9 protein-coding genes are annotated in these 12788 nt (G+C 62.1%); 4 read left to right on the top strand and 5 right to left on the bottom strand.

Features of this window, described 5'->3' with window-relative positions:
• The first annotated feature begins 77 nt into the window (after positions 1–77).
• The gene (locus K7431_RS06675; RefSeq protein WP_012722840.1) at positions 78–2006 is read left to right on the top strand and encodes a transglycosylase SLT domain-containing protein; all 1929 of its coding nucleotides are present in this window, start codon (positions 78–80) and stop codon (positions 2004–2006) included.
• Positions 2007–2240: 234 nt separating this feature from the next.
• Here the strand turns inward: K7431_RS06675 and K7431_RS06680 are convergent, their stop codons facing one another.
• Positions 2241–4028, bottom strand: coding sequence for an ABC transporter ATP-binding protein/permease (locus K7431_RS06680; protein WP_162471072.1), 1788 nt, complete (start codon positions 4026–4028; stop codon positions 2241–2243).
• Between the two features lie 245 nt (positions 4029–4273).
• On the opposite strand from K7431_RS06680, the gene K7431_RS06685 reads away from it, so the two are divergent.
• Positions 4274–4447, top strand: a complete 174-nt coding sequence (locus K7431_RS06685) for a PA1571 family protein (protein ID WP_043204960.1) — start codon at positions 4274–4276, stop codon at positions 4445–4447.
• A 51-nt stretch (positions 4448–4498) separates the two neighbouring features.
• On the opposite strand, the gene pdxB is transcribed toward K7431_RS06685, so the two are convergent.
• The gene (gene pdxB / locus K7431_RS06690; protein WP_012722837.1) at positions 4499–5641 is read right to left on the bottom strand and encodes a 4-phosphoerythronate dehydrogenase PdxB; all 1143 of its coding nucleotides are present in this window, start codon (positions 5639–5641) and stop codon (positions 4499–4501) included.
• Positions 5642–5781: 140 nt separating this feature from the next.
• Here pdxB and K7431_RS06695 point away from each other — a divergent pair, with 140 nt between their 5' ends.
• On the top strand, positions 5782–7176 hold the full coding sequence (locus K7431_RS06695) for an MATE family efflux transporter (protein ID WP_012722836.1): 1395 nt from the start codon (positions 5782–5784) through the stop codon (positions 7174–7176).
• Here K7431_RS06695 and tusA read toward each other — a convergent pair.
• Both tusA and rlmM read right to left on the bottom strand, forming a co-directional pair.
• Positions 7173–7406, bottom strand: coding sequence for a sulfurtransferase TusA (tusA, locus tag K7431_RS06700; protein ID WP_320400769.1), 234 nt, complete (start codon positions 7404–7406; stop codon positions 7173–7175). The genes K7431_RS06695 and tusA overlap by 4 nt on opposite strands.
• A 160-nt stretch (positions 7407–7566) precedes the next feature.
• Positions 7567–8643, bottom strand: coding sequence for a 23S rRNA (cytidine(2498)-2'-O)-methyltransferase RlmM (gene rlmM / locus K7431_RS06705; RefSeq protein ID WP_012722834.1), 1077 nt, complete (start codon positions 8641–8643; stop codon positions 7567–7569).
• A 190-nt stretch (positions 8644–8833) separates the two neighbouring features.
• On the opposite strand from rlmM, the gene acnA reads away from it, so the two are divergent.
• Complete coding sequence (gene acnA / locus K7431_RS06710; RefSeq protein WP_012722833.1) at positions 8834–11575, top strand: aconitate hydratase AcnA; 2742 nt, start codon at positions 8834–8836, stop codon at positions 11573–11575.
• A gap of 132 nt (positions 11576–11707) precedes the next feature.
• Here acnA and K7431_RS06715 read toward each other — a convergent pair whose 3' ends face one another.
• Positions 11708–12646, bottom strand: a complete 939-nt coding sequence (locus tag K7431_RS06715) for an aspartyl/asparaginyl beta-hydroxylase domain-containing protein (protein WP_012722832.1) — start codon at positions 12644–12646, stop codon at positions 11708–11710.
• Positions 12647–12788 lie beyond the last annotated feature (142 nt).

The following is a 12788-nucleotide window of genomic DNA, read 5'->3' on the forward strand; positions in this document are numbered from 1 at the left end:
CGGGCAAAAGGCTAAGCTAGGGGCAATCAGTGTCGGCGGTGCCGGTGCTAGTCGTGATTTCTCTGCACGGACGTCTCATGCGCAGTCGCCTTTTCAACTTTTTATCTTGTCTGCTTCTTTCCGCCACCGCCGTTCAATCCGCCCAGGCCGTGGACCTCACCACCCAACGTCAATATTACGATGAAGCCAAACGGGCCCTGGCCAAGGGCGATACCGGCCCGTACATGCAATACAGCCAGGCCCTGGCCGACTACCCGCTGACGCCGTACCTGGCCTACGACGAACTGACCGCCCGCCTGAAAACCGCGAGCAACCAGGAAATCGAGCAGTTCCTTGCCAAAAACGGCGACCTGCCCCAGGCCAACTGGATGAAACTGCGCTGGTTGCGCTGGCTGGCCGAACGCGGCGACTGGCAGACCTTTGAAAAGTACTACGACGCCAAGCTCAATTTCGTCGAACTGGACTGCCTGCACGGCCAGTTCCAGCTCACGCACAACCTGAAAGCCGAAGGCTACAAGACCGCCGAAAAACTCTGGATGACCGGCAAGTCCCAACCGGCGGCCTGCGATGTCACCTTCGGCCAATGGGCGGCTGACGGCCAACTCACCGAACAGAAGATCTGGGATCGCGCCAAACTCGCCGCCGAAGCGCGCAACTACGCGCTGGCCAACAGCCTGGTGAAAACCCTGCCCACCCTCGGCGCCCAAGGTCGCTTGATGGTCGACGTGGCGCAAAAGCCCGACATGCTCAGCGACCCGTCACGTTTCCTGCCGGCGACCGAGGCCATGTCCGACGCCGTGGGCCTGGGCTTGCGCCGCCTGGCACGCCAGGATCCGGACAAGGCCATGGCCCTGCTCGATGGCTACGCCAGCAGCATGCACTTCTCGCGTGACGAAAAAGTGTCGATCGCCCGTGAAATCGGCCTGACCCTGGCCAAGCGCTACGACCCGCGCGCCCTCGAGGTGATGACCAAGTACGACCCCGAGCTGCGCGATAACACCGTCTCGGAATGGCGCCTGCGCCTGCTGTTGCGCCTGGCGCGCTGGGAAGATGCCTACCAGCTGACCCGCAAGCTCCCACAAGACCTCGCCACCACTAACCGCTGGCGCTACTGGCAAGCCCGCAGCCTCGAACTGGCCGAGCCTAACAACCCGCAAGCGCTGGTCCTGTACAAGCACCTGGCGCAAGAACGCGACTTCTATGGTTTCCTCGCGGCGGATCGCTCAAAGGCGCCGTACCAACTGAAGAACAAGCCCCTGCTGATGAGCCAGGCGTTGGTCAACAAAGTACGCAACACCCCCGGCGTACGGCGTGCGCTGGAGTTCTATGCGCGTGGCCAGATCGTGGATGGCCGCCGTGAGTGGTACCACGTCAGCCGTCACTTCAACCGCGACGAGATGGTCGCCCAGGCCAAGCTGGCCTACGACATGAAGTGGTACTTCCCCGCCATCCGCACCATCAGCCAGGCGCAGTACTGGGACGACCTGGACATCCGCTTCCCGATGGCCCACCGCGACACCCTGGTGCGGGAAGCCAAGGTGCGCGGCCTGCACTCCAGCTGGATATTCGCGATCACCCGCCAGGAAAGCGCCTTCATGGACGACGCCCGCTCCGGCGTCGGCGCCAGCGGCCTGATGCAACTGATGCCCGGCACCGCCAAGGAAACCGCGCGCAAGTTCAGTATCCCCCTGGCCTCCCCGGCCCAGGTGCTGGACCCGGACAAAAACATCCAGCTCGGCGCCGCCTACCTGAGCCAGGTGCACAGCCAGTTCAACGGCAACCGCGTGCTCGCCTCCGCCGCCTACAACGCCGGCCCCGGCCGTGTGCGCCAGTGGCTGCGCGGCGCGGATCACCTGAGTTTCGACGTATGGGTGGAAAGCATCCCGTTCGACGAAACCCGCCAGTATGTGCAGAACGTGCTGTCTTATTCGGTGATCTACGGGCAGAAGCTCAACTCACCCCAGCCGTTGGTGGATTGGCATGAGCGGTATTTTGATGATCAGTAAGGCCTAGGCAGAGGCTGCCACACTGCTGGCGATTCCTCCTGGATGTCGAGCGGGCTGTGGGTGACCCTAGATTTTTGTGGTGAGCGGGCTTGCCCCGCGCTGGAGGGCGAAGCACTCCCAATCCAGTGGCCGCAGTGTAGGGGTGAGTGTAGGGGTGACTGATACACCGCATCGTCCGTGTTAGGGCTGCTACGCAGCCCAGCGCGGGGCAAGCCCGCTCACTACATCAAACGCCTAGTCCTCGCTTTCCGCACCCTCAGCACCATCACTGAACTGCAACGCCGCCAACCGCGCATACAGCGGATTGCTCGCAATCAACTGCTGATGCGTACCCACCGCCACCAGCTTGCCCTGGTCCATCACCGCAATGCGGTCAGCGTTCTTCACCGTGGCCAATCGATGGGCGATCACCAGCGTGGTGCGACCCTGCATCAATTGCGGCAGTGCTTGCTGGATCAGGTGTTCACTCTGGGCATCGAGGGCGCTGGTGGCTTCGTCGAGCAGCAGGATCGGCGCGTCCACCAGCAGCGCACGGGCGATGGCCAGGCGCTGACGTTGGCCGCCGGAGAGGCCCATGCCGCCGTCGCCGAGGTGGGTCTGGTAGCCGTCGGGCATTTGCAGGATGAAGTCATGAGCATGGGCAATGCGCGCGGCGGCTTCGACCTGTTCGGTGGTGGCCGTCGGGTTGCCGTAGCGGATGTTCTCTTCGACGCTGCCGAAAAACAGCGCCGGGCTCTGGGAGACCAAGGCGAAGTGGCGGCGCAGGTCCATGGGGTCGAGTTCGGTCAGCGGGTGGCCTTCGAGCAGGATGCGGCCTTGCTGGGGATCGTAGAAGCGCAGCAGCAGGTCGAAAATGGTCGATTTACCGGCACCGGATGGGCCTACCAGCGCCAGGGTTTCCCCGGGGTTGATGGTCAAATTCAAGCCGTCGATGGCGTAGCTGTCGGGACGTGAAGGGTAGGAAAAGCGCAGGTCTTGCAGTTCCATGCGGCCGCTGACCCGCTCCGGCAGTTGGACGGTGCCGTCGGCGGGCGCCTGGATGTCATTACTCGACTGCAACAACTCGCCAATGCGCTCGGCGGCACCGGCAGCCCGTTGCAGTTCGCCGAGCACTTCACTCAGGGTGCCAACCGCGCTGCCGACGATCAGGCTGTAAAACACAAACGCCGCCAGCTCACCGCCGGAAATCCGCCCGCTGATGACGTCCATGCCACCCACCCACAGCATCACCCCCACGGCGCCCAGCACCAGCATGATCACCAGGGTAATCAACCAGGCACGCTGGGTGATGCGTTTGCGCGCGGTGGTAAAGGCGTCTTCCACCGTCACGGCGAAGCGTTGTTCGTCCTGCACCTGGTGGTTGTACGCCTGCACGGTCTTGATCTGACCGAGGGTCTCGGACACATAGCTGCCCACATCAGCGATGCGGTCCTGGCTTTGTCGCGACAGGCTGCGCACGCGCCGGCCGAAAATCAGGATCGGCGCCAACACCAGCGGCAGCGCCACCACCACGATACTGGTGAGCTTGGGGTTGGTGACAAACAGCAGCACGATGCCACCGATGACCATCAACGCATTGCGCAGGAACAGCGACAGCGAAGAGCCGATCACCGATTGCAGCAAGGTGGTGTCGGTGGTCAGCCGCGACTGGATTTCCGAACTGCGGTTGTTCTCGTAGAAGCCCGGGTGCAGGTAAATAAGATGGTTGAACACTTGCCGACGGATATCGGCCACCACCCGTTCGCCGATCCACGACACCAGGTAAAACCGTGCAAACGTGCCCACCGCCAAGCCCAGCACCAGCACCATGAACAGGCCGATGGACTGGTTGAGCAGGTGCGGCGACTGGGTCATGAAACCCTGGTCCACCAGCAGGCGGATGCCCTGCCCCATGGACAAAGTAATACCGGCAGTAACGATGAGCGCCAACAGGGCGCCGAGTGCGTGCCAGCGGTAAGGCGCAATGAAGCGGCTGGCCAGGCGGATCGCACGGCGTTGACGGACTGAAAACATGGAGGGCATCACCTGCGCAGGGGAGATAAGTATCTACACCCAACATTGGGGGAACTTGGGCAAATAGCAATGAGTCAGGTTAATTATGCCCGCCGACGCTGATCCCTAGAGGCTATCGGTCTAACCCCTGGCTGGAAATTTGTATCGGTTTCTGGTGGACTGGGTGTTCGAACCGGTGATCCCGCAGGGAGTTGTAACAGCGTGGTCACGCGGGGGTCTTAAAGTGGGTACACAACCTGATGAGGAGACAGGCCATGACCTTGCAAAATAGCAGCGATGCCAAGATTGAAGTGATCCGCCAGCCGCAGCAGCTGCCTTGCTCGTACATCGACGCTCAGGGCCGTGAAGTGCAGATCACCGAAGAGATGATCCAGCAAGCCTGCAGCGAACTGGAAGAAAAATTGGTCAAGCCTGCCCAGCAAGGCTGAAACGCCACGCTCTTTCAAACCCGGCCCAGGTGGCCGGGTTTTTATTGGCGTTTAAATTGCCTGCGCGCCCAATGCGGACACGATACTGGCCAGGGCCGTCGACTCCCCATTGATCCGCACCTTCAAACCCTCGATCTCGCGGCGTGCGGGATAATGCTTGCGCAGCAGGTCAAACGCCTTACGCTGTTCTTCCACCGTTCCCACAAGGCTACGACGGAAATCCGCATCATCGCGACGCGGGTCGTACACGCTGCGGCACAGGGTCGCCAATGCCCAGGCTGGGTCAGTCGATGCATTCAAGTGCACCTCGGCCAACCACGGTGGCGGCAGCAGATCACTCAACAGGATGCTCGGCGCCTGACCCAGGTGCGCACAGAACGCCTGATAGATCTGCGCCGTGCCGCGCTGCCTGCCCTCCAGGCTGTAGCCGGCGATATGCGGCGTGGCCAGCACGCACAAATCAGCCAGGTCGACGTCCACTTCGGGTTCGCCTTCCCACACGTCCAGCACCGCTTGCAGGTCTTCACGCGCCAGCAACACCTCACGCAGCGCGGCGTTGTCCACCACCGGGCCACGGCTGGCGTTGATCAGCCAGGTGCCGGGCTTGAGCTGCTCGAGGCGCTGGCGGTCGAACAGGTGCCAGGTGGAACCGTTGCCGGACTTGGTCAGCGGCGTGTGCAGGCTGATCACGTCGCATTGCTCGATGATCTGCGCCAGGCTGACGTAGTCGCCGTCCTCGGCGATCTGCCGTGGCGGGTCGCACACCAGCACGTTCCAGCCCAGGCCCTTGAGCACCTTGACCAGCCGCCCGCCCACTTCACCCGCGCCCACCACACCGTAAGTACGCTGGTTGAGGTCGGCGCCTTCGATCTCGGCCAGGGTCTGCAGGCTGCCCAGCACATAGTCCACCACGCCACGCGCGTTGCAGCCGGGGGCGCTGGACCACTGGATGCCGGCCTGCTTGAAGTAATCGAGGTCCAGATGGTCGGTGCCAATGGTGCAGGTGCCGACGAAGCGAACCTTGCTGCCCTCCAGCAATGCACGGTTGACGTTGGTCACCGAGCGCACCAACAACACATCAGCCTGCTCGACCGTAGCGCGGTCGAGGGAACGGCCGGGCACGCGGCGAATCTCGCCAAATCCTTGGAAAAATGCATCGAGCAGCGGAATATTTTCGTCGGCAACAATCAGCATGGCAGGCTCCTTTGGCGGACCCGCAGTGTACAGGGATCGCAGCCCTCGCTTACAAATCGCTAACACAGGTTTTTTCCTGACCGATGCGTCAAGGCGTAGAATCCGCCGTCCTTGCGCTGCCTTCTACTGGACACCTGTACGTGAACACTGCCACCGCCACCCTCACCCGCCCCGCCCGCATCAGCCGGGAAGTGCGCGGCCTGTTGACGCTCGCCTTGCCGATCATCATCGGCCAACTGGCCACTACGGCGATGAGCTTTGTCGATGCGGTCATGGCCGGGCGCGTCAGCCCCCAGGACCTGGCGGCCGTAGGCCTGGGCAATTCGATCTGGATCCCGGTGTACCTGCTGATGACCGGCACGCTGCTGGCCACTACGCCGAAAGTTGCTCAGCGCTACGGCGCGGGCCAGTTCAGCGAGATCGGGCCGCTGGTGCGACAGTCCTTGTGGCTGGCCGTGGTGGTCGGTATCACGGGCGCGCTGCTGTTGCTCTGCGCCGAACCGATCCTGCGTGCGATGAAGGTCGAGCCCGACCTGATCGCGCCGTCCATGGGCTACCTGCATGGCATTGCCGCCGGTATGCCGGCCATTGCGCTGTATTACGTGTTGCGCTGTTTCAGCGACGGCCTGGGCCGCACGCGGCCGAGCATGGTGATGGGCCTGTGTGGCCTGGCGCTGAACATTCCGCTGAACTACATCTTCATCTACGGTCACCTCGGCCTGCCAGCCATGGGTGGCGTGGGGTGTGGCTGGGCCACGGCCATTGCGATGTGGGTGATGATGCTCGGCCTGGCCGGCTGGACCCGCTGGGGTCCGGCCTACCAGAGCAGCGAATTGTTCAAGCGCTTCGACTGGCCGCAATGGGCGGTGATCAAGCGTGTACTGGGGATTGGCCTACCGATTGGCATCGCGATTTTTGCCGAATCGAGCATTTTCGCGGTAATCGCCTTGCTGCTCGGTAGCCTGGGGGCCACGGTGGTGTCCGGCCATCAGATCGCCCTGAACGTCAGCTCGCTGGTGTTCATGATCCCCTACTCCTTGAGCATGGCCGTCACCGTGCGCGTCGGCCAGGCCCTGGGCCGTGGCGAACCGCGTGAAGCGCGCTTCGCCGCCGGTGTCGGCATGGGCACTGCGCTGGCGTATGCCTGCCTGTCTTGCAGCCTGATGCTGGTGTTTCGCGAGCAGATTGCGGCGATCTACACCCCGGACCCGGTGGTGATTCACTTGGCGTCGATGTTGATCGTGTTCTCAGCGCTGTTCCAGTTCTCCGACTCGATCCAGGTCACGGCGGCGGGTGCGCTGCGTGGCTACCAGGACACCCGCGTGACCATGGTGCTGACCTTGTTCGCGTATTGGGGCGTGGGCCTGCCGGTGGGTTATGCCTTGGGCCTGACCGACTGGCTGGGCGAACCCAGCGGCCCAAGCGGCTTGTGGCAAGGGCTGATCGTAGGCCTGAGCTGCGCGGCGGGGATGTTGCTGGTGCGCCTGGCGCGCAGTGCACGCCGGCGCATTCGCGCAGACAAGGCGTTGGGTTAAACGGAGTTCTTGCGGATCCAGTACAGGTACGTACCGGCCTGCTCCTGCTGATCCACCAGTTCGTGGTCCAGGAACACGCAGAACTTGGGAATATCGCGACGCGTGGACGGGTCGGTCGCGATCACCTTGAGCAAGCCACCGGGCGGCAGGTCGCGGATGTGCTGGTGCAGCATCATGACCGGTTCCGGGCAGTTGAGGCCGGTGGCGTCGAGGGTGCCGTCTACAGGCATTTCTTCTGGATGACTCATACTTCACTCCTGAAACAGACCCGCTCTACTGTGGGAGCGGGCTTGCCCGCGATGACGGGGGCACATTCATCATAGATATCGACCGTTATACCGCTATCGCAGGCCAGCCAGCGCCCACATTTGAGCGGTGACCGCCCTAGACTCAGCGGGCCTTGGTTTTCTTCGCTGTTTCCAGCCGACGCAAATGGCAAGTCACTTCCTCACGGTCGTGATACAGCTGCTTGCAGCCGATCTCCACACGAATACCACGCGCCTTGAAGCCCTCTTCGATACGCTCCAGCAAGCGCTTCACTTCGGCGTAACGCTGTTTCATCGGCAACTTGAGGTTCACAACTGCCTCGCGGCAATGCCCCTCGCCGATCCAGGTTTCCAGCAGTGCGGCGTTACGCGCCGGTTTCTCGACAATATCGCAAACCATCCAGTCCACCGGCTGCTTGGGCACGAAGGTGAAGCCGTCGGCCATCAAGTGTTGGACCAGGCCGGTGTCCATCAGACTTTCGGCCATGGGGCCGTTGTCGATGGCGGTTACCAGCATGCCACGGTTGACCAGTTGCCAGGTCCAACCGCCCGGCGCTGCGCCGAGATCGACGCCGGTCATGTCGCCGTGCAGGCGCTCGTCCCACTGGTCGCGGGGAATGAAGTGGTGCCAAGCCTCTTCCAGCTTGAGGGTAGAACGGCTGGGCGCATCCCGTGGGAATTTCAGGCGCGGGATGCCCATCGGCCACATGGCCGAGTTGTTCGACTCGGCCAGCCCCATGAACACTTCGCGGCCGCTCTTGAAGGTCAGCAGCAGGCGCGGCTTGCTCGGGTCATCGACCAGCTTGCCGGCGTTCAGCAAGGCTTTGCGCAGGTGCACTTCGAACTTCTTGCAGAAGTTCGACAGTTCCTTGCCGTCGTTGGTGTCGACCATCTCCAGCCACAGGCTGCCGCACACCGGGAATTCGCGCAGGTGGGCGAGGATCACGCTGATGCGGTCGGTTTCCGGCAGGTCGATGAATACCCCGCGCGCCCATTGCCGCGGGAAGATCAGCTCGGCAAAACGCTGGCCGTGCATCAGGCGCTGGGCGCCGTCTTCTTCGGTGCAGACAAATTCGGCGCAGGCGCTGCCGGTCTTGGCCTTGGCGTAGCCGGAAACGTTCAGGCGCGCGGCGTGCTCCGCGATCTCGGAACAGACTTCGCCTTCAAAACCTGGGCGGCAGTGCATAAAAAGGGTGTTCATTGAATCTCCTGGCAACTGGCTTGCGCTATCGCAAAGCCTGTCATGAAAACGCGCGCATGATAGCTGAGTTCGGAACCTTGGTTCTGTCCATAGAGTCCAGTAATTAGCCAGCTACTGAAAACAGGGCTAGTTTGAAAGCTCTGTTCGTCCCGTCAGGTCCGTAGCCGTGCGGACCATAAGGAGTCATGTAATGTCATCCCTTGATAGCCTGAGAACCCTTAAAACCCTGCAAATCGACGACAAGACCTATCACTACTTCAGCTTGCCCGAAGCCGCCAAGAGCCTGGGTGACCTGGATAAACTGCCGATGTCCCTCAAGGTGCTGCTGGAAAACCTGCTGCGCTGGGAAGACGACAAGACCGTCACCGGCGCCGACCTCAAGGCCATTGCCGCCTGGCTCAAAGAGCGCCAGTCCGACCGCGAGATCCAGTACCGCCCGGCCCGGGTATTGATGCAAGACTTTACCGGCGTTCCCGCCGTGGTCGACCTGGCCGCCATGCGCGCCGCCGTGGCCAAGGCCGGGGGCGACCCGCAGCGCATCAACCCGCTCTCCCCCGTGGACTTGGTGATCGACCACTCGGTGATGGTCGACAAATTCGGCAACGCCGATGCCTTCGAGCAAAACGTCGACATCGAGATGCAGCGCAACGGCGAACGCTACGCCTTCCTGCGTTGGGGCCAGAGCGCCTTCGACAACTTCAGCGTGGTGCCGCCGGGCACCGGCATTTGCCACCAGGTCAACCTCGAATACCTCGGCCGCACGGTCTGGACCAAGGACGAAGACGGCCGCACCTATGCCTTCCCGGACACCCTGGTCGGCACCGACTCCCACACCACCATGATCAACGGCCTCGGCGTACTCGGCTGGGGCGTGGGCGGTATCGAGGCGGAGGCGGCGATGCTCGGCCAGCCCGTGTCGATGCTGATCCCGGAAGTGATCGGTTTCAAGCTCACCGGCAAATTGAAAGAAGGCATCACCGCCACCGACTTGGTGCTGACCGTGACCCAGATGCTGCGTAAAAAAGGCGTGGTGGGCAAGTTCGTCGAATTCTACGGCGACGGCCTCGCGGACCTGCCGCTGGCCGACCGTGCCACCATCGCCAACATGGCCCCGGAATATGGCGCCACCTGCGGCTTTTTCCCAGTGGATGAAGTGACGTTGGACTACCTGCGCCTGTCCGGCCGTCCGGCAGAAACCGTGAAGTTGGTAGAGGCTTACACCAAGGCCCAAGGCCTGTGGCGCACCGCTGGCCAAGAACCGGTGTTCACCGACAGCCTGGCCCTCGACATGGGCAGTGTCGAAGCCAGCCTGGCCGGGCCGAAACGCCCGCAGGACCGTGTGTCCCTGCCGAATGTCGGCCAAGCGTTCAGCGACTTCCTTGACCTGCAATTCAAACCCGCCAACAAGGAGGAAGGCCGCCTCGAAAGCGAAGGCGGCGGCGGGGTTGCCGTGGGCAATGCCGACTTGGTGGGCGAAACCGACTACGAATACGACGGCCAGACCTATCGCCTGAAAAACGGCGCGGTGGTGATCGCCGCAATCACCTCCTGCACCAACACCTCCAACCCCAGCGTGATGATGGCGGCCGGGCTGGTGGCGAAAAAGGCCGTGGAAAAGGGCCTGACCCGCAAGCCCTGGGTGAAAACCTCATTGGCACCCGGCTCCAAAGTGGTCACCGACTACTACAAGGCCGCGGGCCTCACCCAGTACCTGGACAAACTTGGCTTCGACCTCGTGGGTTATGGCTGCACCACCTGTATCGGCAACTCAGGGCCTTTGCCCGAGCCGATCGAAAAGGCCATCCAGAAAGCCGACCTTGCCGTGGCGTCGGTGCTGTCCGGCAACCGCAACTTCGAAGGCCGCGTGCACCCACTGGTGAAAACCAACTGGCTGGCTTCGCCGCCGCTGGTGGTGGCTTACGCTCTGGCGGGCACCGTACGCATCGATATCAGCAGCGAGCCGCTGGGTAACGATCAGGACGGCAACCCGGTGTACCTCAAGGACATCTGGCCGAGCAGCAAGGAAATCGCCGACGCGGTGGCCCAAGTCAGCACCGGCATGTTCCACAAGGAATACGCCGAGGTGTTTGCCGGTGACGAACAGTGGCAAGCCATTGAAGTGCCGCAGGCCGCCACCTACGTGTGGCAGAAGGACTCCACCTACATCCAGCACCCGCCGTTCTTCGATGACATCGCAGGTCCCTTGCCGGTCATCAAGGACGTCCGAGGCGCCAACGTGCTGGCCCTGCTGGGCGATTCGGTCACCACCGACCACATCTCCCCCGCCGGCAATATCAAGACCGACAGCCCCGCCGGCCGCTACCTGCGCGAGCAAGGCGTGGAGCCACGCGATTTCAACTCCTACGGCTCGCGCCGTGGTAACCATGAAGTGATGATGCGCGGCACCTTTGCCAATATCCGTATCCGCAATGAAATGCTCGGCGGCGAAGAAGGCGGTAATACGCTGTACATCCCCACCGGGGAGAAAATGCCGATCTACGATGCTGCGATGAAATACCAGGCTTCGGGCACGCCGCTTGTGGTGATTGCCGGCCAGGAATACGGCACCGGCTCCAGCCGTGACTGGGCGGCCAAGGGCACCAACTTGCTGGGCGTCAAGGCGGTGATCGCCGAGAGTTTCGAGCGGATTCACCGCTCCAACCTGGTAGGCATGGGCGTGCTGCCGTTGCAGTTCAAGCTGGATCAGAACCGCACGTCGCTCAAGCTGACCGGCAAGGAGAGGATCGACATTCTCGGCCTGACCGACGTAGAGATCACCCCGCGCATGAACCTGACGCTGGTGATTACACGGGAGGATGGCAGCAGCGAGAAAGTCGAGGTGCTGTGCCGGATCGATACGCTGAATGAAGTGGAGTACTTCAAGGCGGGCGGGATTCTGCACTATGTGCTGCGCCAACTGATCGCATCTTAAGAGCACCGCAAAACCAATGTGGGAGGGGGCTTGCCCCCGATAGCAGTGGATCAGTCAACACATACAGTGACTGAAACACCGCCATCGGGGGCAAGCCCCCTCCCACATTTTGACCGCGTTTAACCGTTCAGATCAGCCGAACAGCCACTTCCACAGCAGTACCAAGACAACCACAGCCAGCACCGGCCGCGCAATGCGGTAGGCCTTCGGGTGCTTGCGCTTCCACTGCTTGACCACACCACTGAACTTGTCGCTGAAGGTCTTGCTCCAGGCATACGCCTGGTTGATCCCGCCAACGCGCTCGTCATCCAGGTTCTGCGGTGCCGTCGCGCGGCCCAATTGCTTGCTGACCCAACGGTTGATACGGGTCATCACGCGATTGCTCAACGGCCGTTCAATGTCACAGAACAGAATCACACGGGTCTGCTCGGTTTCGTTCTTGACCCAGTGCACGTAGGTCTCGTCGAACATCACGTCCTCACCGTCGCGCCAGGCGTACACCTGGCCGTCGACGAAAATGCGACAGTCGTCGGAGTTCGGCGTGGACAGGCCCAGGTGGTACCGCAGGGAACCGGCAAACGGATCGCGATGCGGGTTCAGGTGGCTGCCGCCCGGCAACAGCGCGAACATCGCGCCCTTGACGTTGGGAATGCTGCTCACCAGCGCCACGGTTTTCGGGCACAGCGCCTCGGCCGATGGCAGGGGTTTGTCGTACCACTTGAGGTAGAAACGCTTCCAGCCCTTCTTGAAGAACGAACCGAAGCCGGCATCGTTGTTCTTTTCCGCCGCGCGGATGTAACCCTCGTCGAACAGGTGCATGGCCTCTTCGCGGATCACTTCCCAGTTGTCCTTGAGCACATCCAGTTCCGGGAACTTGCTGCGGTCCAAGTACGGCTTGGACGGCACGGCCGAAAACAGGTACATCAAGGCGTTATACGGGGCGAACAGCGCCGAATGGTTGACGAACTGGCGCAACATCGGCAAACGCGCCTTGCCGCGCAGGTGCACATACAGCGTGCTGCCGATAAACAACGCCAGTACCGACAGCTTGGCGGCCAAAGAAAAGGTCATGCAGCAACTCCTGGAAATAATCGCCTGGCCAACAGCAGACGTAGCAGCCGGCCATGATAAACAGTTGGGCCATTATGCAGAAGGCCTAGCTTAGCAACGCTGATTCACATCAACCGATGACTGTGGTGAGCGGGCCCGCTCA

The organism is Pseudomonas fluorescens group sp., from assembly GCF_020093335.1.
GTDB lineage: Bacteria > Pseudomonadota > Gammaproteobacteria > Pseudomonadales > Pseudomonadaceae > Aquipseudomonas > Aquipseudomonas petroselini.